The organism is Brevundimonas sp. Root608, from assembly GCF_001427825.1.
Classification (GTDB): Bacteria; Pseudomonadota; Alphaproteobacteria; order Caulobacterales; family Caulobacteraceae; genus Brevundimonas.
In genome coordinates this window covers 24,870-45,537 of record NZ_LMGT01000002.1, presented here as the reverse complement: position 1 = coordinate 45,537, position 20,668 = coordinate 24,870, and the positions used below count along the sequence as shown (strand labels likewise).

The following is a 20,668-nucleotide window of genomic DNA, read 5'->3' as shown; positions in this document are numbered from 1 at the left end:
CACGAATGTCGTCCCACTTTCCCATGGCACGCCTAGAGGGGGCGGGATTTCAACCGGCCGCCGCCGGTCGCAGGGCGCTCGCGCCCATCTTCATCGGGGATAGATGACAATGACGAACCGCAAACGCGTGTTCTGGGCAACGACCGCCCTCTTCAGCGGCCTCCTGGTCGCCGGAGCCGCCTCCGCCCAGTCTTCGGGCACGGTCGCCACCGAAGGCGCCACCGAACTGGACACCGTGGTCGTCACGGGTTCGCGCACGCCCAGCATCGACGGCGTCATCGTCGCCCAGACGGTGCCCAAGACCCGTTCCAGCATCTCGCAGGAGTTTATCGCCACCCAGACCTCGGGTCAGACGATCCTGCAGACCCTGAACCTGGTCCCCGGCCTGAACTTCGTGAACAGCGACCCCTACGGCAACTCGGGCGGCAACATCCGCCTGCGCGGCTTCGACGGCAACCGCGTCTCCCTGACCTTCGACGGCATGCCGCTGAACGACACCGGCAACTACGCCGTATACACCAACCAGCAGCTGGACTCGGAACTGATCGAGCGCGCCTCGGTCAACCAGGGCACGACCGACGTCGACAGCCCGACCGCCTCGGCGACCGGCGGCACCATCAACTTCCTGTCGGCCCGTCCGCTGGAAGAAGCCGGCGTGCAGGTCAACTCCTCGATCGGCGAGAACAACTACGGCCGCGTCTTCCTGCGCGGCGACACCGGCGCTTTCGGCCCGTGGGGCACGACGGCCTACGCCACGGTCTCGTACACCAACTATGACAAGTTCAAGGGCCCGGGCGAGCTGGAGAAGACCCAGTTCAACGGCAAGCTCTATCAGGACCTGGGCGACGGCGACTTCGCCAGCGTCGCGGCGCACTGGAACGTCAACCGCAACGATTTCTACAATAACTTCATCAACCAGGCCCAGTTCGCCTCCGGCAACTACCTGGAGAACGACATCGCCTGCTTCCGTCCGGTCGGCGTCGACGGCACGGTCCAGAACGAAAACACCGGCTCCTCGCGCGTCCTGTCGGACGGAAGCCTGGCGACGGGCAGCTGCACCAACTACCACGGCATCCGGATCAACCCGTCCAACACGGGCAACATCCGCGGCCAGTTCAGCTACGGCATCACCGACAATCTGCGCTTCACCTTCGACCCCTCGTTCCAGTATGTCATCGCCAACGGCGGCGGCTACACCCTGGTGGGCGAGCGCGACGACCGTCTGGACCAGAACACGACCAACAACGCCACCGTCACCACGCCCGCCCAGTGCGCGGCGGTCGCGGTCAACCGCACCGGCGTCGATCTGAACGGCGACGGCGACAGCTGCGACAACGTCGGCCTGTACACCCCCAACAACACCAACACCCACCGTTACGGCATCACCAGCTCGCTGATCTGGGACCTGAACGACAGCCATCGCATCCGCGGCGCCTATTCGCTGGACTACGGCCGTCACCGCCAGACCGGCGAATTCACCCGCCTGACCCCCGTCAGCGAGCCGCTGAACGTGTTCGGCGGCCAGGAGCGCTGGGGTGACGAAGACGCCCGCATCCTGGGCCGGGACGGTTCGTACCTGCGCGGACGGGATCGTTTCTCGATCGCCGAACTGCAACAGTTCGCTGTCGAGTACATCGGTGACTTCCTCGGCGACTCGCTGACCATCAACATCGGCGTCCGCGCCCCGTTCTTCACGCGGCAGCTGAACCAGTACTGCTTCTCGCAGAACGGATCCTCGAACGTGCGCTGCACGACCGAGACGCCTTCGGCCACCCTGGCCAACGGCAACGTCCAGTTCGCCTCGACCGGGACGACCCAGTACATCCCGCCCTACGAGGCCGAACTGAAGTATGACGATGTCCTGCCCAACGTCGGCGCCGTCTACCGCTTCGGCGGCGGTCACAGCGTCTATGCCAGCTACGCCGAAGGCCTGTCGGTGCCGCGGACGGACAACCTGTACCAGCCCGTGCGGAACACGACGGACAACTCGGTCGACTTCTCGACCGTGCAGCCGGAAACGACCAAGTCCTATGACCTCGGCTATCGCTTCCGCAACTCGCGCCTGATCGCCCAGGCCGCCCTGTGGTACGTCGAGTTCGAGAACCGCATCGTCGCCTCGCAGGACAACGACCCCGCCTCGCCGACCTTCGGCTTCTTCACCGACCGGAACGTCGGCGCCGTGAAGCAGCAGGGCTTCGATGGCCAGCTGGGCTACATCTTCACGGACAGCTTCGCCCTGAACCTGTCGGCGTCGTATAATGAGAGCGAGCTCCAGGACAATCTGTTCCTGGGCAACTTCAACTGCACCTCGGCCAACCAGGTCGCGGGTTCGACCCCGGTTTGCCCGGTGGCTCCCGGCTTCACCGCGATCCCGCTGTTCCTGCAGACCCAGGGCAAGACCCTGGTCGAGACTCCGGACTGGACCTTCGCGGCCCGCGCTGACTGGGATGTGACCGAGAACCTCTCGGTGGGCGTGCAGGCGAAGTATGTCGGCGAGCGTTTCGCCACGGACGTCAACGACGAGATCTCCGACGCCTATACGGTCGCCGATCTGGACGTGCGTTACGACCTCACCGACACCTTCGGCATCCGCGGCGCCTATGTTCAGCTCAACGTCAACAACCTGTTCGACGAGGAATATCTGGGCAACATCTCGACGGGCAACAACGCCCTGTCGACGGTGGTGACGACCGATCCCCGCGTGCCGGCGGCCAACGCCAATCGCGGCGGTCAGGTGCGGACCTACTCGATCGGTTCGCCGCGCATCGCGCAAATCACCCTGGGCATGAAGTTCTAGTCCAGGACTGACACGAAGACGAACGAGGGCGGCCTGTTCACAGGCCGCCCTTTTTCTATGGCCGGTTCGCGCACCCGCGCGTTGAAACCGGACCCCGCGCCCTCTATCTGGCGCGATCGGCCATTCGCCGATACGAGGCCCCATGAACCAGACTCTCGTCCCCGCCGAATGGGCGCCGCACCGCGCGATGTGGGTCGGCTGGCCCAGCCACGCCGAGCTGTGGGAGGACAACCTCGAGCCGGCCCGGGCCGAGGTCGAGGCCCTCGTCCGCGCCCTGGCGGGCCCCGGGCGCGAGCGGGTGAAACTGATGGTCGGCAAGCCGGAAGCCCTGGATGACGCCCGCGCGCGTTTCGCCGGCGTTGTGAATGTCGAGGTCGTCGACGGCCGCTTCGGCGACATCTGGCTGCGCGATACGGGCCCCATCTTCGGCCCCGGCTCCGCGACCGCGGCGGCCTTCCGCTTCAACGGCTGGGGCGGCAAGTATGAGCTCGAGCACGACGACACGGTCGCCGACCAGATCAGTCACGCCGCTGGCGTCCCTCTGACCCGCAATGACTTCATCCTCGAGGGCGGGGCGGTCGAGCATGACGGCCAGGGTACGATCCTGACCACGCGCCAGTGCGTGCTGAACCCCAACCGCAATCCCGGCTGGACCGGGGAGAAGGCCGAGGCGGCCCTCGCCCACGCCCTCGGCGCCCGCAAGGTCCTGTGGCTCGGCGACGGCCTGCTCAACGACCACACCGACGGCCATGTCGACAACCTGGCCCGCTTCGTCGCGCCGGGCGTCGTCGCCTGCCCCATCGCCTGGGGCCAAGGCGACCCGAACGACGACGTCTACGACACCGTGGCCCGCGCGCTGTCGCAGATGACGGATTCGACCGGCGCGCCACTCAAGGTCCTGCGCCTGCCGTCCCCCGGCTTCGTCGGCGACGAGGACGAAAAGCCCGTGCCGGCCAGCCACATGAATTTCCTCATCGCCAACGGCGCGGTCGTCGTGCCGACCTATGGCGATGAACGCGCCGCCGATCTGGTCTGCAAGGGGCTGGCGACGGTCTTCCCGGACCGCGAGATCATCGCCCTGCCGTCCATCGCCATCCTCTCCGGCGGCGGATCCTTCCACTGCATCTCCCAGCAGGAGCCCGCCTGATGGCCCGCACGATCACGGTCGCCGCCCTGCAGACCTCGTATGGCGAGGACCTGCAGGCCAATATCGACAAGACCATCGACCTGATCCGCCAGGCCGCCTCCAAGGGGGCGCAGGTGATCCTGCCGTCCGAGCTGTTCCAGGGGCCGTATTTCTGCGTCTCCCAGGAAGAGAAATGGTTCGCGACCGCCCACCCCTGGCGCGAGCATCCCTGCGTGACGGCGCTCCAGCCCGTCGCCGCCGAACTGGGCGTCGCCATCCCCGTCTCGATCTTCGAGCGCGAGGGGCCGCACTATTTCAACTCCATGGTCATGCTGGACGCGGACGGCCGGGCGCTGGGCGTCTATCGCAAGAGCCACATCCCCGACGGCCCCGGCTATCAGGAGAAATACTATTTCCGGCCCGGCGACACCGGCTTCAAGGTCTGGGACACCCGTCACGGCCGCGTCGGCGTCGGCATCTGCTGGGACCAGTGGTACCCCGAGACCGCCCGCGCCATGATGCTGCAGGGGGCCGAGGTGCTGTTCTACCCGACCGCCATCGGCTCCGAGCCGCACGACAAGGAGCTGGACACCGCCGATCCGTGGCGGCGCGCCATGCAGGGCCACGCGGTGTCGAACGTCGTGCCGGTGGTGGGCGCCAACCGCACGGGCCATGAGCAGGTGACCGCGGCCGGCCAGGTCTTCTACGGCTCGTCCTTCATCGCCGACCATCGCGGCGATCTGGTGGAGAGTTTCGGCCGCGCCGACGAGGGGGCGCTGGTCCACACCTTCGACCTCGACTATGTCGACCGCCACCGCGCCGCCTGGGGCTTCTTCCGCGATCGGCGGACGGATCTCTACGGTTCGCTGGTCGCGCCACGGCCGGCCTGATCCAGCGCCAGCCGCTCGGCGGCGCAGCCGGGACTGGTCAGACCCTCGGCGCGCGCCGAGGCGACCTCTGACCGGGCGGCCTCAAGGTCGGCGGCGAAAGCCGGCGATTCCGACCCGACCGCGTACAGCCGGACCCCCAGGGTCGCGCCGTCCGTCACATCCTCCGGCCAGTTCATGCGGCAGATGGCGCGGCTCAGTCCGATCTCGCGCCCGATGCGGCGCGCCTCGGCGGCCCGGTCGGGCGCCAGCGCCGCGAACATTTCACCCCAGGCCGAGCCTGCGACGGCTCCGACCGCCGGCCACGACGCGTCTTCGGAGATGGCGTCACTGACCCTCTGGCACGGCTCCAGTCCCTCGACGGCCTGGATCGGACGCGGCCGGGGCCACCGGGCGGCCAGCAGGCGGGTCAGGCTATCGGCGTCGACCAGCAGGCGGTTCATCAGCCGGGTCAGGGCCGGCCGGGGTTTTTGCGCGAAACGGACGCCGAGGGCGCAGTCGAAATGCTGGGCCGCCTCCGGACCCGCCAGCTGGGCGTGGGCCGTGGCCAGCCACCAGCGGTCCGTGTCCGGCTCGCCCGGCAGCGGATCGGAGACGGACCGGGGCGTGGGCGACGCATCGGCCAACGCGTGGATTGCACGGACGTCGAGGTATCCTGGGGGCGCTTCGACCAGCGCGGAACCGCCGGGCGAGGCGCAGGCCCCCAGAAGGGCGCAGGCCGCGAACGCGGCGCGGCGGTTCACCCGCCGGCGGTCCAGTCCAGCTGGACGCTGGTCGGACCGTTCTCCACGGGCGTTGCGACGACCCGCAGCAGCTTGCCGCTGCCGTCGTCGGCCGCGGCTCCGTAGGCGCGGGCCTCGCCCTGGTTCATGGCCATGACCGAGGCCAGGCCGGCGGCCTCCGCGCGCTGGCGATAGAAGGCCACCACCGTGTCGGGCGTGGCGTCGGTGGTGAAGCTGAGAATGCCGCCGGGGCCGTCGGGCCCCTGGGCCACGGTCGCGGGTCCGCTCACGGTTCCGCCAGGATAGACGACGGCGAACGAAGGCGCGCCGGGCGCGGCCGGTATGGACGGCGCGGCCGGGGACGCAGACTCCGCGGGCGGCGACGCCGCCGCGACGCGAGCCGCCGTGTCCGCCGACGCCTCGTTCGCCGCGGCGGCCTCCGGCGCGGGGCTCTGGCCGCAACCGGCCAGGGCCAGGGCCGCCGTCAGAGCGGCGGCCGCGAACATGCGCTTCATCCCGTATCGTCCTTGAAAAGACTGTGTTGATTGTCGGCACCGTGGCCCATGGCTGCGGCGGCGGCAAGGCGGGTTAACGCCCTCGGCAAGGCGTGGAACGGACCCGAGGATCAGCCGGTCGGGGCGTCGGCCTGGTCCGGCTTGCCCTCGCCCCGGTCGCGGGCTGGACTCGACGTCGCCGCACCCGTGTTCTTGACCGGATCCGGATCGGCGGGCGCGGGCGAACGGGCATCGGTCGAAGCCATGCCCTCGGTGGCCAGACTCTCATTGATGGCGTCCTGGTCGGGATCGACCTCGGACCCCGTGGCCGCCCCGCCCTGCAGGGAGCCGGAGCGGGTGTCCGAGCCCATGTCCGAGCCCGACAGGGCCTCGGTCAGGGCGTCCGGCCGGCGGCCCAGATCGGGCTTCTCGCCCATGTCTTCGGCCTCGCGGGCGTCCTCGGTCTCATGCTGATCGGTCATGGCGAAGCTCCTTCGAGGAAGAAGCGGGCGGGAGGGAGAGGGGTTCCCTCCGTTCCGTCACCCTCGGGTCCAGCCCGAGGGTGACGGCCACAGATTGCCGTTACTTGCCGAACAGCTTGTTCCAGCGGCGCTTGTCGCGGTTCTTCCACGTCCCGCGGTGATAGGCGTCCGAGCCGATCAGCGGCACCACCGTGGTGGCCTCGGCGAAGACCATCTGCTCGTGCGTGGTCTGCACCTTGCCCCAGGAGGCGGCTTCCTTGAGCGTCGACGACGAACAGGCGCCGTCGCGCACGTCGGCGACCGTGATCTGGACCGCATAGCGGTGCATCTCGGCCTCGATGCCGAGAATTTCGGCGCAGACGACCGTGTCCTGGGCGAAATTCTTGGGCACGCCGCCGCCGACCATGAACAGGCCGGTGACGCCCGCCGCGATCTTGATGTCGGTCAGTTCGCGGAAGTCGGCGACTGCGTCGATCATCAGGTACGGCTTGCCCTCTGCCATCCGCTCCTTCTGGTGCTTGACCAGGCCGAAGCCGGCCGAGCTGTCGACGAAGGCCGGGCAGAAGATCGGCACGCCCTCTTCATAGGCGGTCTGGATCAGCGAGCCGGGCTTCTTGGCGTTGCCCTCCGACAGCCATTTGCCCATCTCCCAGATGAACTCGCGCGAGGAATAGCCGCGCGGCTCCAGCTGGTTGCAGATCTCCAGGATGGTGTGATCGCAGGCCTGGAGCTCTTCCTCGTCGATATAGGTGTCGTAGATCCGGTCGATGTAGTTGTCGCGCAGGACGTTGTCGTCCACCTCGCCGGCGGCCTGGTAGTGTTTGAAGCCGAGGGCCTCGAAGAAATCCATGTCGACGATCGAGGCGCCGGTGGCGACCACGGCGTCGATCATGCCGAACTTCACCATGTCGCGGTACACGTGCATGCAGCCGCCGGCCGAGGTCGAACCGGCGAGGATCAGCCACGGCGAGCAGTCCTTGTCCTCGATGGCCATGTTGAAGATGTCGGCGGCACGGGCCGTGTCGCGGCTCGAGAACGACATCTTGCGCATGCTGTCGATGATCGGGCGGGCGTCGAAGGACGTGATGTCCACATGCTCGACGGTGTTCTGAAGCAGCTGGGCCTTCTGGTTCGACTGAACGGGAGCGTTCATTGCAAGGGTTTCCCTTTGGTTTGAGCGCCCGTCGTTGAAGGAAGCCATGTCGGGACGGAGCGACCGACGGGGCCCAATAGGCTCAATACCCAAACCCGTCACCCTCGGACTTGATCCGAGGGTCAGACGATCCATCCCTAATTCGTTGAAGAGCGAGGCGGGGATGGTCTGATCCTCGGGTCAAGCCCGAGGATGACGACAAAAGTTGGAGGCGTCAGCGCCGTTGCTTCTTCCGCTGGCCGGCCTTGCCCTTGGGGCGGCTCAGGCGAACCACCTTGCGGGCCTGCTCTTCCGCCGTGGTGCGCACGGTCGGGATGGAGCGCGGCGCCAGGCCGTACAGCGAGGCCATCGGGGCGTCCCCGACCGCGGCGATGTCGTGCTCGCCATAGCCGTTGAAGCCGGTCGACATGGCCACGCCATAGGCGCCGAGCATGCCGATCTCGATGAAATCGCCTTCCTGCACATCGGCCGGCAGCCAGAACGGTCCGGGCATGTGGTCGATCGAGTCGCAGGTCGGGCCGTAGAAGCGGAAGGGCTTCAGTTCGTTGGCGCTCGCGCCGTCCCGGACCAGCTTGGTCGGGAAGGGCCAGCGCGAGTGGGTCGCATCGAACAGCGAGCCGTACGAGCCGTCGTTCAGATACAGGGCGTCGCCCTTGCGCAGGTCGACGCGGCACAGGACCGACGACGATTCCGCCACAAGCGCGCGACCGGGCTCGCACCACAGTTCGGTGGTGTGGGTGACCGGCATGTCGTTGAAGCCGCGGTGGATGGCGTCGGCGTATTCGCTCATGTCCGGCGGCACCATGCCCGGATAGACCGAGGGGAAGCCGCCGCCGACGTCGACGATGTCCACGATCACGCCCGCGCGGGTGATGGCGCGGCCGACCTGGGCCATGGCGGCCTCATAGGCGGACGGGCGCATGCACTGCGAACCGACGTGGAAGCAGACCCCCATCAGGCCGTCGACGACCGCCTGGCGCGTGGCCAGCAGCAGGGACGGGGCCTGGTCCGGCGAGACGCCGAACTTGCCCGACAGGGAATAGGCCGCGCCGTCGGCCGAGACCGCCATCCGCACCAGCAGGTTCAGATCCGTGGCGCCGCCGGTGGCGTCGAGAATCTTGGCCAGCTCGTCATGGCTGTCCAGCGAGAAGGTGCGGACGCCGTGCTCGAAATAGGCGCGGGTGATGGCGCCGCGGCTCTTGACCGGGTGCATGAAGGCCAGTCGCGCGTCGGCGCTGACCGAACGGACCAGTTCGATCTCCGACAGCGATGCGACGTCAAAGGCGGTGACGCCAGCCTCGACCAGGGTCTCGATGACCCAGCGCGAGGGATTGGCCTTCACAGCATAGAAGACGTCGGCCTTTAGATTGTCCTGGAACCAGCGCGCCGCTACGGAAACCGAACGAGGCCGCACGAGTGCGACGGGACGCTCAGGGGACCGCTCGCGGACCAGGTCCAGGGGAAATGGATACGTGCGCAATTCACGTAAACCCCTGTAATTGTTAAACCCAGCCGGCGTTAGCAGCGCATAGTGTCAGACCACGGGGTCCGCCGGAAGCCGCGATGTAGGGTCACGTGACTGTCATGTAAAGCGGTTTTTTTCAGGCAGGGCTTGAGGTTAGACGAGATTGGTCCGCCAACGGACCATGCCGGCGGCGCCCATCCGCCGCTGCTCCCCGCCGCAGCCGTCGCTTCTCGGCGGGCTGGCGGTTCGGACCGGTCCGCCTGCCGTTCCGCTGGACGAAATCCTCGCGAACGTGCCATTAAGACTTGCCTCGCGGGCCTGATCGGGCCATGCGGCGCGCCCTTGCAACCGCTTTCAGCGTGTCCATGACCTCAGCCACTGCCGCCGTCGCGTCCGTGAAGGACGTGTCCAAGACTTTCGGCGCCCGAAAGGCCCTGAACGGCGTGTCCGTCGAGGTCGGGGCCGGAGAAATGGTCGCCCTGATCGGCCCTTCCGGGTCGGGCAAATCGACGCTGCTGCGATCGATCACCGGCCTGCAGACCATCGATTCCGGCAAGGGAACGATCAGCGTCTTCGGCGAATGCGTCCAGAAGAACGGCCGCACGACCGGCGCGACCCGCGCCGCGCGCCAGAAGCTGGGCATGATCTTCCAGCAGTTCAATCTGGTCGGCCGGCTGTCGTTGTTCTCCAACGTCATGCTGGGCGCCCTAGGCCGTATTCCGGGCTGGCAGGGTTTTCTCGGCGCCTGGCCGACGGCTGACAAGCAGCGCGCCATGGCGGCCCTGCACCGCGTCGGCGTGTCCGACTATGCGGCCCAGCGCGCCAACACCCTGTCCGGCGGCCAGCAGCAGCGCGGCGCCATCGCCCGTGCTCTCGTCCAGGGCGCCAAGGCCATCCTGGCCGACGAACCGGTCGCCTCGCTGGACCCCGTGTCCGCCCGCAAGGTCATGGAACTGCTGGTGGAACTGAACCAGCGCGACGGCATGGGCGTCATCGTCACCCTGCACCAGGTCGATTACGCCATCCGCTATTGTGAGCGGGTCATCGCCCTCAAGGCCGGCCAGATCGTCTATGACGGCCCGGCCACAGGCCTGGACACCAAACAGCTTATCGACATCTACGGTCCCGAGTTCGAGGACGCGTTCTGGGAAACCAAGGCATGACCTTCGCCCCCGTCACCCGCCGTCTCGGCCTGATCGCCGCCGCCGTCGCCATGCTCGGCCTCGCTTCATGCGGAGCCGGGGGCGAGAAGTCCGCCGCCGCGCCGACCGAACTGACCTTCTCCATCCTGTCCGCCGAGGGCCAGGCCTCGGCCGGCCCGCTGTGGCAGCCGCTGCTGGAGGACATGTCCAAGGCCATCGGCGTGCCGGTAAAGCCCTATTTCGGCTCCAACTACACCGTCCTGGTCGAGGCCATGCGCGGCAACCAGACCCAGGTCGCCTGGTTCTCGGCCAAGCCCGCCGTCGAAGCCATCGACCGCGCCGACGCCGAGGTCATCGCCCGCACGGTCAACAAGGAGGGTCTGGACAGCTACCGTTCGACCCTGATCGTCCGCACCGGCTCGGGCATCACCCTGGATCAGGTCATGGCCTGCGGCAAACGCTTCGACTTCGGCATCGGCGACGCCCAGTCGACCTCGGGCACGCTGGCCCCGATGGCCTTCCTGTTCAATCCGCGCAACATCGTCCCGGCCCAGTGCTTCAGAAACGTCCGCTCGGCCAACCACCAGTCGAACGCCTTCGGCGTCGCCTCGGGCCAGCTCGACGTGGCGACCTCGAACACGGTCAACACCGTCTTCCTGCGCAAGCAGAACCCGCAGATCGCGGCCCAGATTCAGGAAATCTGGCAGTCGCCCCCGATCCCCGAAAGCGGCATCCTGGTCCGCGAGGACCTCGATCCGGCGCTGAAGGAAAAGATCCGCAGCTTCTTCCTGACCTACGGCCAGGGCGAAGGCGTCGAGGCCGAACGCCAGCGTCAGGTTCTGGCGGGTCTGGAATATTCGCGCTTCAACGCCGCCGACGACGGCTATCTGAACCCGATCCGCGAAATGATCGCCGACCAGAAGCTGGGCGAGGCTCGCGCCAAGGGCGACGCCGCCGGCGTCGCCGCCGCCGGGCGTGAACTGCAGCGCCTGCGCAGCCTGCGCGAGGTCCAGCCTTGACCGACGCCGCCGTCAAACCGGCCGCGACGGCCATCCCCAACCCCCCGACCAAGTCGATGGCCGCCTGGGCGCTGGACATCCTGATCTGGGGCGGGGTCGGCGCCGTGCTGGTCTACAGCTTCGGGCCGGTCGAGCTGGTCAACGTCACCAAGCTGTTCAGCAACAACGAGAACACCCAGAATTTCGCGCGCGAACTGCTGCGGCCCGACTTCACCGACTGGAAGCTGTTCGTCGGCAAGATGTGGGAGACGGTGCAGATCGCCCTCTGGGGCACCTTCATCGCCGTCTTCGCCGCCATCCCGATGGGTCTGGCCGCGGCGCGCAACATCGCGCCGGTGTGGGTCGTCACGCCGGTGCGATGGTTGATGAACCTGCTGCGCTCGATCCCCGATCTGGTCATCGGCCTGCTGTTCGTCGTCGCCGTGGGGCTCGGGCCTCTTGCGGGCGTGCTCGCTATCGCCCTGAACACCGCCGGCGTGCTGGCCAAGCTGTTCTCGGAAGCCGTCGAGTCGATCGACAAGGGCCCGGTTGAGGGCGTCCGCGCCACCGGCGCCTCAAAGCTGCACGAGATCGTCTGGGGCGTGATCCCCCAGGTCGCGCCGCTGTGGACCTCCTTCGCCCTCTATCGCTTCGAGTCGAACAGCCGGTCGGCGACGGTGCTGGGCCTGATCGGGGCCGGCGGCATCGGCCAGGTGCTGTTCGACAGCATGAACGCCTTCGATTTCCGCGCCGTTTCGGCCATCGTGGTCGTGGTCGTGGTGGCCGTGACCCTGATCGACATGCTGTCCCAGGCCATGCGCAAACGCCTGCTGTAACGGCGCTTCACTCCCCCGTTGAAAAGCCCGCCGCCGCGATCGCGACGGCGGGCTTTCTTGTTTCCGCCCCGGTCAGGCGGGCCGCAGGTCCGGCGGCGTGGCCTCTTCCGTCAGGATGCGGATCGCCTCGTCCAGCGACACCACCTCCTGCGCCTGCGAGCCCAGCCGGCGGATGGCGACCGTGCCCTGTTCGGCCTCGTTCTTGCCGACCACGGCGATGACCGGGACCTTGCCGACCGAGTGTTCGCGCACCTTGTAGCCGACCTTCTCGTTGCGCAGATCCAGCTCGGTCCGCAGGCCGGCGGCCTTGAACCGCGCCTGCACTTCGCGCGCGTAGTCGTCGGCCTCCGAGACGATGGTCGCCACCACGGCCTGGGTCGGCGCCAGCCACAGGGGGAAGGCCCCGGCGTAGTTCTCGATCATGATGCCGATGAAGCGCTCGAACGAGCCGAGGATGGCCCGGTGCAGCATGACCGGCCGGTGCTTCTGACCGTCCTCGCCGATATATTCCGCGTTCAGACGTTCCGGCAGGACATAGTCGAGCTGCAGCGTGCCGCAGGTCCAGGTCCGGCCGATGGCGTCCTTGACGATGAAGTCCAGCTTGGGCGCGTAGAAGGCGCCGTCGCCCTCGGCGATGACCGGCTCGATGCCCGCCTTCTTCGAGGCGTCCAGCAGCATGGCCTCGGCCTTGTCCCAGAACTCGTCCGTGCCGGCGCGGACCTCGGGCCGGGTGGCCAGGGCGATCTCGTGCGTCTGCATGCCCAGGTCGGCGTGGATCACCTGGGTCAGGCGGATGAACCGCTCCGTCTCGTCGACGATCTGGTCCTCGCGGCAGAAGATGTGGGCGTCGTCCTGGGTGAAGCCGCGCACCCGCATCAGGCCGTGCAGGGCGCCCGACGGCTCATAGCGGTGGCAGGCCCCGAACTCGGCCATGCGCAGCGGCAGCTCGCGGTAGGACCGCTGGCCCTGGTCGAAGATCTGCACGTGCCCCGGGCAGTTCATCGGCTTGAGGCTGAGGGTCTCGCCCTCGACCGTCTCGCAGACGAACATGTTGGGCCGGTATTTCTCCCAGTGGCCCGACTTCTCCCAGAAGGTCCGGTCCAGCACCTGCGGCGTCTTGACCTCGACATAGCCCGCGGCGTCCAGCCGGCGGCGCATATAGGCCTCCAGCACGCGCCACAGCTCCCAGCCCTTGGGATGCCAGAACACCATGCCCCGGCCTTCCTCCTGCATGTGGAACAGGCCCATGGCCTTGCCGATCTTGCGGTGATCCCGCTTCTCGGCCTCCTCGACGCGCAGCAGATAGGCGTCCAGGTCCTCCTTCGAGGCCCAGGCCGTCGCATAGATGCGCTGCAGCTGCGGATTGCGGTGATCGCCGCGCCAGTAGGCGCCCGCCAGCTTGGTCAGCTTGAACGCCTTGCCGACGAATTTCGTCGTCGGGAAATGCGGCCCCCGGCACAGGTCCAGCCAGCCGCCCGAGCGGTAGACGGTGATTTCCTCTGTACCCGGAAGATCGCGGATCAGCTCGGCCTTGAACGTCTCTCCGACGCGCTCGAAATGCTTGATCGCGTCGTCGCGGTCCCAGACCTCGCGGACCAGCTTCTCGTCGCGATCGACGATCTCGGCCATCTTCTTCTCGATGGCGGCGAAGTCGTCGGTCGAGAATGGCTCCTCGCGGTGGAAGTCGTAATAGAAGCCGTCCTCGATCGCCGGGCCGATGGTGACCTGCGTCCCCGGGAACAGCTCCTGCACCGCCTGGGCCAGCACGTGGGCGGCGTCGTGGCGGATGGTTTCCAGCGCTTCCGGATCGTCGCGCATGATCAGCCTGAAGTCGCCGGACCCGCCGAGGGGCCGGTCCAGATCGCGCTGCTCGCCGTTCAGGGCCACCAGCGCCGCCCGCTTGGCCAGCGACGGCGAGATGGAGGCGGCGACGTCACGGCCCGTGGCGTCGTCGGGATACTGGCGCGAGGCGCCGTCGGGGAATTTGAGATCGATCATCAGTCTGTCTTTACAGGCGGAACCGGGTCGTAGCCCGATTGGCCGAAGGGGTGGCATTTGCAGAGGCGTCTGACCGTCAGCCATCCCCCCTTGACCGGTCCATGCTGGATCAGCGCGTCCCGGCCATAGTCCGAACAGGTCGGCAGGAACCGGCATTGCTGCCCGATCAGGGGCGACAGCGTCAGCTTGTAGCCGCGATGGGCCAGCCGCACGCCGCGTTCATAGAGAGGTCCGCCGGAAGCCATGTCGCCGCGCTTATCCCCCGCAATGAGCGCAGGGGCAACGGCCGTCAGGCAGCCCCGGCGAGCCTAGTTCGCGTATCCGGGCCCTTACGGGCCAGGGCTTGCCGCACCGCGTCCAGCGTCGCCTCTATGGCGACCATGGTCGAGGCGTGGCGCGCGGGATAGTCCGCCACCTGCTTCAGGGCGCGCAGCCCCTCGAAACGGCCCGTCGGGCCCTCGCCGTCGGCCTTCAGCATGGCGGACATGGCGTCGCGCGCCTGAACGAGTTCATCCAGCGAGGCGCCGATCACGCTCTCGCCCAGCACGCCCGCCGCCGCCTGGCCGAGGGCGCAGGCCTTCACGTCCTGGGCGAATTCGAGAACCTGACCGGCCTCGTCCAGCGTCACATCGGCGATGGCCTTCGATCCGCACAGTTTTGCGACCCGCTCGCCGGTGCCCTCGGGCGCGGCCAGCCGTCCGCTGTGCGGCAGATTGGCCGCCAGCTTCAGAATGCGCGCGCTGTAGAGCTCGTCGATCATGGGCGGAAATATAGGCGATCAGCCGCCCTGGAGCGAGCCCCAGGTCCGGGCCTGATCCACGCCGGCGCCGTCGGCGCGCTCCCGCAGCCATTTCAGATTGGCGTCGGCGGCCTCGGGCGGCAGGTCGCGGCGCAGGATCTGTTCCGCCTCGCCCATCTTGCCGGTCAGGCCCAGCACCATGGCCAGGTTCAGCCGCACCTTCAGCGAGGCGCCCGGCTGGGCCGCGGCGCGGCGCAGCAGCGGCTCGGCCGTGGCGGCGTCGCCCTGGGCCATGGCCGATATGGCCATATTGGTCAGGACGGCGGGATTGTCGGGCGAGATGGCCAGGGCCTGGGCCCAGGCGGCGCGGGCGTCGTCGGGCCGGCGGACCTGTTCGTAGGCGGCACCCAGCAGCGACCAGGCTTCCCAGTCGCCCGGGCGGGCGGTGCGGGCCTGCTCGAGGGCCGCGACGCCATAGAAGGCCTGACCCCGCGCGATGTGGGCGCGCCCGACCTCCAGCATGGCGTCGACGTTGCCGGGCTGGATCACCAGCACCCGCTGGGCGATCTCGGCGGCCTGATCGTAGCGGCCGAGATCCCGCAGCGCCTGCGCCGCCTTGACCCCGGCGACGGGATCGCGGGGATCGATGTCGGCCTGGTCGGTCCAGAACACCGACCGGCTGAGGGCGTCGGACCGATCATAGGCCGCGCGCACCTCGGCGGTGGCCGGCCGGCGCGCGACGGCGGCCTGGGGCTGCGCCTGGGCCGGAGGGGCGGCTGGATCGGCCAAGGCCGGAGCGGCCACGCCCGAAAGCAGGACGAGGATTGCGATAGAGGCTGTCGTGCGCGACATGGAGGCGCTCCGGAAGGTTCGGGGGCCAGAGTCCGCCCTTCGCGTCAATCCTTGGTTAAGATCGGCCGTCGCCGGCCGGAAAGGCCGTCGTCCATGTCCGCCCTGCATCCCGACCTGCTGACCGCTGACGCCACGGGCGCGATCCCGGTGCGGTTCGTGGGGCCCGCAGGACGGATCGATGAGGCCCAGCAGGGCTGGGCGGAGACCAACGGCTTCACGGGCAAGCCCGGCCAGATGCTGGTCGCGCCCGACGGCGGGGGCGGGATCGCCGCGATTCTGGTCGGCGTCGGAGAGACCTTCGACCCCCTGTCCGCCCGCGCCCTGCCGGCGAAGCTGCCGCCGGGCCTCTACCGGCTCGAGGCGGAACCGGAGGACGCGCGCAAGGCCGCCCTGGCCTTCCTGCTGGGGGCCTATGTCTTCGACCGCTACAAGGCCCGGCCCGACCGCGACCGTGTTCGGCTGGCCGCGCCGGAGGGTCTCGATCTGGCGGCGACGATGCGGATCGCCTCGGCCTGCGCCCTCGCCCGCGAGATGGTAGACACGCCGGCGGCCGACATGGGGCCCCTTCAGATCGAGACCATCGCCCGCGAGATCGCCGCTGAGGCGGGGGCCGCCATCGCCGTCGTCACCGGCGACGCCCTGCTGGACGACAACTATCCGGCGGTTCACGCCGTCGGCCGCGCCGCCGCCCCGCACCGCGCGCCGCGCGTCATCGAGATCGGCTGGAATCTGGACCGCGCCGACCTGCCGCTGGTCGCCCTGGTCGGCAAGGGGGTGGTGTTCGATTCCGGCGGGCTCGACATCAAGGCCGCCGCCGGCATGCGCAATATGAAGAAGGACATGGGCGGCTCGGCCCACGCCCTCGCCCTCGGCCGGCTGGTCATGCAGGCGGGACTGCCCGTGCGGCTGGTCGTGCTGGTGGCCGCGGTCGAGAACGCCATCTCCGCCGACGCCTTCCGCCCCGGCGACATCCTGAACAGCCGCAAGGGCCTGACCATCGAGATCGGCAACACCGACGCCGAGGGTCGGCTGATCCTCGCCGACATCCTGACCCGGGCCGGCGAGCATTCGCCGGAGCTCACTCTCGACTTCGCCACCCTGACCGGCGCCGCCCGCATCGCCCTCGGGCCGGAGCTCCCGCCGCTCTACACCGACGACGAGGCCTTGGCGGCCGATCTGCTCGCGGCCGCCCGCGCCGTCGGCGACCCCCTGTGGCGGATGCCCCTGTGGCCGGGCTATCGGGCCGCGCTGGAAACAGAGATCGCCGACCTGCGCAATGACTCCGCCGCCTGGGCCCAGGCCGGTTCGGTGACCGCCGCCCTGTTCCTGCAGCGGTTCGCCCCGACCACCGGCGCCTGGGCCCATATGGACATCTTCGCCTGGAACCCGCGCGCGCGTCCGGGCTGGCCCGAGGGCGGAGAGGCGCAGGCCCTGAGGGCCTGTTTCGAGATGCTTTCCCGCCGATATGGCCACAACAAAGCCTCCGTTCGTTAACGGCCCTTTCGGCTTCTTGCGTTACCACAACGGCTCAACCGGACGAGCCCACGCTTGACTGCAGCCGCCGCCATTCTCGATCCCCGCACCACGCTCGCCCGGCCCGATCTGGCCGAGCAGGCGCTGGAAGGCGTCGTGCGCGCCGCGGCCTTCCGCGCGGTGCGGGCGATGCATTGCGCCGTCGCGGTTGCGGACATCCACGCCGACGCCGCCCCCGGCGAACACCCCATCGACCAGTTGATCTTCGGCGAGGCCTTCGACGTGCTCGACGGCCGCGGCGACCGCCTGTGGGGCCGCGCGCGCCGGGACGGCGTCGTCGGCTGGATCGACGCGAGCGACCTGGCCGAGGGCGCGCCGCGGCCGACGCACTGTGTCGCCGGCCTCGACGCCGCCCTGCCGCTCAACGCCTTCGTCGTCGATCCCGCGGACGTGACCGGTCTGACGCCGGTCGGAGAATTCGCCGCTTCGCCCGTCGAGGTCGCCGAGCGTCTGATTGGAACGCCCTACAGGCTGGGCGGCCGCTCGTCGCTGGGCACGGACTGCTGCGGTCTGGTGCAACAGGCGCTTTACGCCTGCGGCCTTCCCGGGCCCCGTTATGCTGATCTGCAGGCCGAACTCGGCCGGGCGGTTGCCTCCGGTCAGGCGCGTCGGGGCGATCTGGTCATCTGGCTGGATCCCGACGAGGGACCGTGGAACGGCCACGCCGGCTTGATGCTGGACGGCGGCCGCGTGCTGCACGCCGTCGGTCGTCTGGGCGGAGTCGTGATCGAGCCGTTCGCGGACGCGGACGCCCGCCATCGGGTCGAGGGCTCGCCGGGGCCGGTGTTCCGTCGCCTCTGAGCGGAACGAAAAAGGGCGGCCCGAGGACCGCCCTTCCATTCATATCGAGCCTGCGGGGCTCAGTTGTTCGGCGGCGCCGGGCTGGTCGAGGCCGGCGGGGCGGCGGGCGTGGCCGCCGTCGTCGGCTGGGCCGCGGCCCCCGTGTCGGGCGCGGCGCCCGTCTGGCCGCCGTTCTCGGCGCCGGCTGATTCGGCGCCGGCGACCGGAGCGTCGCCTTCGGCCGCGGCCGCGGGCGCGGCGCCGGGCTGACGCGCCGGGTCGGGCGCGGGGATGGCCACGCCGCCCGACCCCTGGCTTCGCAGCCAGGCGATCAGATTGACGCGGGTGTTGGTGTCGCGGATGCCGGCGAACGACATCTTGGTGCCCGGCACGTGGCGTCCCGGCGCGGTGATGAACTGGTCAAGCTCATCCAGGGTCCAGGTCGGAGCAGCGCCCTTGTGGGCCTGCATGGCGTCCGAATAGGCGAAGCCCGCATGGCTGGCCACGGCCCGGCCGACGACGCCGAACAGATTCGGGCCGATTCCATTGGGTCCGCCTGCCGTCGCCGTGTGGCAGGCCTGGCAGCGCGCAAAGGCGGCCTCGCCGGCGGCCAGATCGGCGGCCGGAAGCACCGTACCCCAGTCGGGCGGCAGGACCGCTTCAGCGGCTCCCGCGGCGGCCTCTTCCGGGGCGTCTACGAAATAGCCCATCTTTTCAGGGGCTTCGGTATGATAAATCGCGCCCGTCACCTGCTGCAGGCCGATAATGACGAAGGCGGTCGCCAGACCGGCGCCCAGAATCTTGTTCCACTTCAGATCGCCGCTCATGCGCGTCGTCTCATCCCGTTTCTGAGGCCCGACCGACTGACCGGCGGGGCGAATTCTTGCGTGGGCGTCTCTTACACGCTAGCGCGGCCTTCGCAACCGGCGGAAGGCCGCCGGAGCGTCGCAGTCGTCTGTCTGTCCCGGGACCTGAACGTGAACCCCCTGATCCTGATCCCCGCGCGCATGGCCGCGACCCGCCTGCCGGGCAAGCCGCTGGCTGACATCGGCGGGGTGCCGATGATCGTGCGGGCGTACCGCCAGGCCGCCCTGTCGGGCCTGCCGGTCGCGGTGGCCGCGGGGGATGCCGCGATCGTCGCGGCCATCGAGGCGGACGGCGGCGTCGCCGTCCTGACCGATCCGGACCTGCCGTCCGGCTCGGACCGCATCCGCGCCGCGCTGGACGCCATCGATCCGGGGGGCCTCCACGACGCCGTCATCAATCTGCAGGGCGATATGCCGTTCGCCCATCCCGGCCTGGCCACGGCCTGCGCCGCCCTGCTGCACGGCGAGCCGGCCTGCGACATCGCCACCCTGATCGCGCCCGAGGCCGACCGCTCCGACCGCGCCAATCCGGATGTCGTCAAGGCGGTCGTCGCCCTGTCCGAAGGCGAACGCCACGGCCGCGCCCTCTATTTCACCCGCTCGACCCTGTACGGCGACGCCCCCGTCTGGCGGCACATCGGTCTGTACGGCTATCGCCGCGCCGCCCTCGAGCGGTTCTGCACCGCCCCGCCGTCGCCGCTGGAGCGTCGCGAAAAGCTGGAACAACTCCGGGCTCTGGAGATGGGCCTGCAGATCTGGGCCGCGGTGATCGACGAAGCCCCGCTGTCTGTCGACAATCCGGACGACCTCGCGGCGGCGCGGAAGCTGGCCGCCGGCTAGGCCTCGAACCCGTCCACCCACGCCTGCAGCAGCGTCCGGGCGATGGCGATCTTCAGCGGCGCCTTGATCGACGGATGCGTCCCCGCCAGACACGCCCGCGCCTCCGCCCGGGTCAGCCAGGCCACGGCCTCCAGTTCGGTCTGGTCGGGCCGGGCGTCCATGCTGTCGACCTCGGCGATCAGGCCGATCATCAGCTGCGAGGGGAAGGGCCAGGGCTGGCTGGAGTGGTAGCGCACCCCCGTCACGGTCAGGCCCGCCTCCTCGGCGATCTCGCGGGCGCAGGCCGCCTCGATGGTTTCTCCCGGCTCCAGGAACCCCGCCAGCGCCGACATCCGCCCCTCCGGCCAGGCCGCCTGACGCCCCAGCAGGCAGATCGGCTCGGCCCCGCCCCTGAACACCGGCAGCATGATGGTCACCGGGTCGACGCGCGGGAAATGCTCGACGCCGCAGGCCGGGCAGACCCGCTTCCAGCCGCCGCAGGCATTGTCGCTCTCGACCCCGCAGGCGGCGCAGAAGCCGTGCCGCCGCCGCCAGTCGAACAGCGACTTGGCCGTCCCCGCCATGGCCGCGTCGGGGCCGGGCAGCAGGGCCGCCGCCTCGCGCATCTCGTGAAAGGCCCCCAGCCCGGCCAGCGGCCCGGCGGCCGGATCGGCCGAACCCTCGATCTCGACCGCGAAACAGGGCGCGCCCTTCCACAGCCCAAGGAACAGTTCGCGGTCCGGGACCAGGGCCCGGGCGTGGGTCAGGGCCAGCCACGCCAGCCGCGGTTCGCCCGCCGTCTCGATCAGGGGCCGCCCTTCCCACAGCGCCATGGCTACGGCCTCGGGGTTGGCGGCCTGTTCCGCCAGCCAGTCGGGATCGTTGCGAAGGTCGCCGGCGCGGTCGAGCGGATTGCCGGAGAAGGTGTTCAGGGCGGGGAGGGCCATGACAGTCCTCTAGCAAGGCCGCGCTTGCATCC

20 protein-coding genes are annotated in these 20,668 nt (G+C 69.2%); 9 read left to right on the top strand and 11 right to left on the bottom strand.

What is annotated here, in order from left to right; all coding sequences use genetic code 11:
• The first annotated feature begins 109 nt into the window (after positions 1–109).
• From ASD59_RS05950 to aguB, 3 genes are all read left to right on the top strand, one after another.
• Positions 110–2,797, top strand: a complete 2,688-nt coding sequence (locus ASD59_RS05950) for a TonB-dependent receptor (protein ID WP_082560092.1) — start codon at positions 110–112, stop codon at positions 2,795–2,797.
• A gap of 142 nt (positions 2,798–2,939) precedes the next feature.
• Positions 2,940–3,944, top strand: coding sequence for an agmatine deiminase family protein (locus ASD59_RS05945; RefSeq protein ID WP_082560091.1), 1,005 nt, complete (start codon positions 2,940–2,942; stop codon positions 3,942–3,944).
• Positions 3,944–4,813, top strand: a complete 870-nt coding sequence (aguB, locus tag ASD59_RS05940) for an N-carbamoylputrescine amidase (protein WP_055829828.1) — start codon at positions 3,944–3,946, stop codon at positions 4,811–4,813. The genes ASD59_RS05945 and aguB overlap by 1 nt, the downstream gene beginning before the upstream one ends.
• On the opposite strand, the gene ASD59_RS05935 is transcribed toward aguB, so the two are convergent.
• The 5 genes from ASD59_RS05935 to ASD59_RS05915 all read right to left on the bottom strand — a co-directional run bounded on the left by ASD59_RS05935 (position 4,780) and on the right by ASD59_RS05915 (position 9,141).
• The gene (locus tag ASD59_RS05935; protein ID WP_056621479.1) at positions 4,780–5,553 is read right to left on the bottom strand and encodes a hypothetical protein; all 774 of its coding nucleotides are present in this window, start codon (positions 5,551–5,553) and stop codon (positions 4,780–4,782) included. The genes aguB and ASD59_RS05935 overlap by 34 nt on opposite strands.
• Entirely contained in the window at positions 5,550–6,047 is a 498-nt protein-coding gene (locus tag ASD59_RS05930; protein WP_055829823.1) for a hypothetical protein, read from the bottom strand. The genes ASD59_RS05935 and ASD59_RS05930 overlap by 4 nt, the downstream gene beginning before the upstream one ends.
• 110 nt (positions 6,048–6,157) lie before the next feature.
• Entirely contained in the window at positions 6,158–6,508 is a 351-nt protein-coding gene (locus tag ASD59_RS14420; protein WP_200943732.1) for a ribonuclease, read from the bottom strand.
• Positions 6,509–6,608: 100 nt separating this feature from the next.
• The gene (locus ASD59_RS05920) at positions 6,609–7,661 is read right to left on the bottom strand and encodes a 1,9-bis(guanidino)-5-aza-nonane synthase (protein WP_055829821.1); all 1,053 of its coding nucleotides are present in this window, start codon (positions 7,659–7,661) and stop codon (positions 6,609–6,611) included.
• Positions 7,662–7,875: 214 nt separating this feature from the next.
• Positions 7,876–9,141: a type III PLP-dependent enzyme gene (locus ASD59_RS05915; protein WP_055829819.1), complete on the bottom strand. Its 1,266-nt coding sequence runs from the start codon at positions 9,139–9,141 to the stop codon at positions 7,876–7,878.
• 350 nt (positions 9,142–9,491) lie between these two features.
• On the opposite strand from ASD59_RS05915, the gene phnC reads away from it, so the two are divergent.
• Genes phnC through phnE form a run of 3 tightly spaced genes read left to right on the top strand, consistent with a single transcriptional unit; the run spans position 9,492 to position 12,102 of the window.
• The gene (gene phnC / locus ASD59_RS05910) at positions 9,492–10,289 is read left to right on the top strand and encodes a phosphonate ABC transporter ATP-binding protein (RefSeq protein WP_055829901.1); all 798 of its coding nucleotides are present in this window, start codon (positions 9,492–9,494) and stop codon (positions 10,287–10,289) included.
• The gene (gene phnD, locus ASD59_RS05905; RefSeq protein ID WP_055829817.1) at positions 10,286–11,287 is read left to right on the top strand and encodes a phosphate/phosphite/phosphonate ABC transporter substrate-binding protein; all 1,002 of its coding nucleotides are present in this window, start codon (positions 10,286–10,288) and stop codon (positions 11,285–11,287) included. Before phnC ends, phnD begins: the two co-directional genes overlap by 4 nt.
• A 56-nt stretch (positions 11,288–11,343) precedes the next feature.
• Positions 11,344–12,102: a phosphonate ABC transporter, permease protein PhnE gene (gene phnE, locus ASD59_RS05900; RefSeq protein WP_055829899.1), complete on the top strand. Its 759-nt coding sequence runs from the start codon at positions 11,344–11,346 to the stop codon at positions 12,100–12,102.
• 72 nt (positions 12,103–12,174) lie between these two features.
• On the opposite strand, the gene thrS is transcribed toward phnE, so the two are convergent.
• The 4 genes from thrS to ASD59_RS05880 are packed head-to-tail and all read right to left on the bottom strand — an operon-like array spanning position 12,175 to position 15,691.
• Positions 12,175–14,100, bottom strand: coding sequence for a threonine--tRNA ligase (gene thrS / locus ASD59_RS05895; protein ID WP_055829815.1), 1,926 nt, complete (start codon positions 14,098–14,100; stop codon positions 12,175–12,177).
• Positions 14,100–14,345, bottom strand: coding sequence for a membrane protein insertion efficiency factor YidD (gene yidD / locus ASD59_RS05890; protein WP_055829813.1), 246 nt, complete (start codon positions 14,343–14,345; stop codon positions 14,100–14,102). Before yidD ends, thrS begins: the two co-directional genes overlap by 1 nt.
• A gap of 44 nt (positions 14,346–14,389) precedes the next feature.
• On the bottom strand, positions 14,390–14,860 hold the full coding sequence (locus ASD59_RS05885) for an iron-sulfur cluster assembly scaffold protein (protein WP_055829811.1): 471 nt from the start codon (positions 14,858–14,860) through the stop codon (positions 14,390–14,392).
• Positions 14,861–14,878: 18 nt separating this feature from the next.
• Positions 14,879–15,691, bottom strand: a complete 813-nt coding sequence (locus ASD59_RS05880; protein WP_055829810.1) for a tetratricopeptide repeat protein — start codon at positions 15,689–15,691, stop codon at positions 14,879–14,881.
• A 93-nt stretch (positions 15,692–15,784) separates the two neighbouring features.
• On the opposite strand from ASD59_RS05880, the gene ASD59_RS05875 reads away from it, so the two are divergent.
• Together ASD59_RS05875 and ASD59_RS05870 are read left to right on the top strand one after the other, a co-directional pair.
• The gene (locus ASD59_RS05875) at positions 15,785–17,185 is read left to right on the top strand and encodes a leucyl aminopeptidase family protein (RefSeq protein WP_055829809.1); all 1,401 of its coding nucleotides are present in this window, start codon (positions 15,785–15,787) and stop codon (positions 17,183–17,185) included.
• A gap of 54 nt (positions 17,186–17,239) precedes the next feature.
• A complete protein-coding gene (locus tag ASD59_RS05870; RefSeq protein WP_055829808.1) occupies positions 17,240–18,025 on the top strand; it encodes a C40 family peptidase in 786 nt (261 codons plus the stop codon).
• 59 nt (positions 18,026–18,084) lie between these two features.
• On the opposite strand, the gene ASD59_RS05865 is transcribed toward ASD59_RS05870, so the two are convergent.
• Entirely contained in the window at positions 18,085–18,831 is a 747-nt protein-coding gene (locus tag ASD59_RS05865; protein ID WP_055829807.1) for a c-type cytochrome, read from the bottom strand.
• A gap of 150 nt (positions 18,832–18,981) precedes the next feature.
• Here ASD59_RS05865 and ASD59_RS05860 point away from each other — a divergent pair, with 150 nt between their 5' ends.
• The gene (locus tag ASD59_RS05860) at positions 18,982–19,710 is read left to right on the top strand and encodes a 3-deoxy-manno-octulosonate cytidylyltransferase (RefSeq protein WP_082560090.1); all 729 of its coding nucleotides are present in this window, start codon (positions 18,982–18,984) and stop codon (positions 19,708–19,710) included.
• On the opposite strand, the gene nudC is transcribed toward ASD59_RS05860, so the two are convergent.
• Positions 19,707–20,636 carry an NAD(+) diphosphatase gene (nudC, locus tag ASD59_RS05855; protein WP_055829805.1) on the bottom strand — a complete coding sequence of 310 codons (930 nt, stop codon included), beginning with the start codon at positions 20,634–20,636 and terminating at the stop codon, positions 19,707–19,709. The genes ASD59_RS05860 and nudC overlap by 4 nt on opposite strands.
• Positions 20,637–20,668: the final 32 nt, after the last annotated feature.

Bases quoted from the DNA above. Each gene is read 5' to 3' on its own strand.
- ASD59_RS05950 (WP_082560092.1), top strand. From the start codon at position 110: ATGACGAACCGCAAACGCGTGTTCTGGGCAACGACCGCCCTCTTCAGC.
- ASD59_RS05945 (WP_082560091.1), top strand. From the start codon at position 2,940: ATGAACCAGACTCTCGTCCCCGCCGAATGGGCGCCGCACCGCGCGATG.
- aguB (WP_055829828.1), top strand. From the start codon at position 3,944: ATGGCCCGCACGATCACGGTCGCCGCCCTGCAGACCTCGTATGGCGAG.
- ASD59_RS05930 (WP_055829823.1), bottom strand. From the start codon at position 6,047: ATGAAGCGCATGTTCGCGGCCGCCGCTCTGACGGCGGCCCTGGCCCTG.
- ASD59_RS14420 (WP_200943732.1), bottom strand. From the start codon at position 6,508: ATGACCGATCAGCATGAGACCGAGGACGCCCGCGAGGCCGAAGACATG.
- ASD59_RS05920 (WP_055829821.1), bottom strand. From the start codon at position 7,661: ATGAACGCTCCCGTTCAGTCGAACCAGAAGGCCCAGCTGCTTCAGAAC.
- phnC (WP_055829901.1), top strand. From the start codon at position 9,492: ATGACCTCAGCCACTGCCGCCGTCGCGTCCGTGAAGGACGTGTCCAAG.
- phnD (WP_055829817.1), top strand. From the start codon at position 10,286: ATGACCTTCGCCCCCGTCACCCGCCGTCTCGGCCTGATCGCCGCCGCC.
- phnE (WP_055829899.1), top strand. From the start codon at position 11,344: ATGGCCGCCTGGGCGCTGGACATCCTGATCTGGGGCGGGGTCGGCGCC.
- thrS (WP_055829815.1), bottom strand. From the start codon at position 14,100: ATGATCGATCTCAAATTCCCCGACGGCGCCTCGCGCCAGTATCCCGAC.
- yidD (WP_055829813.1), bottom strand. From the start codon at position 14,345: ATGGCTTCCGGCGGACCTCTCTATGAACGCGGCGTGCGGCTGGCCCAT.
- ASD59_RS05885 (WP_055829811.1), bottom strand. From the start codon at position 14,860: ATGATCGACGAGCTCTACAGCGCGCGCATTCTGAAGCTGGCGGCCAAT.
- ASD59_RS05880 (WP_055829810.1), bottom strand. From the start codon at position 15,691: ATGTCGCGCACGACAGCCTCTATCGCAATCCTCGTCCTGCTTTCGGGC.
- ASD59_RS05875 (WP_055829809.1), top strand. From the start codon at position 15,785: ATGTCCGCCCTGCATCCCGACCTGCTGACCGCTGACGCCACGGGCGCG.
- ASD59_RS05865 (WP_055829807.1), bottom strand. From the start codon at position 18,831: ATGAGCGGCGATCTGAAGTGGAACAAGATTCTGGGCGCCGGTCTGGCG.
- nudC (WP_055829805.1), bottom strand. From the start codon at position 20,636: ATGGCCCTCCCCGCCCTGAACACCTTCTCCGGCAATCCGCTCGACCGC.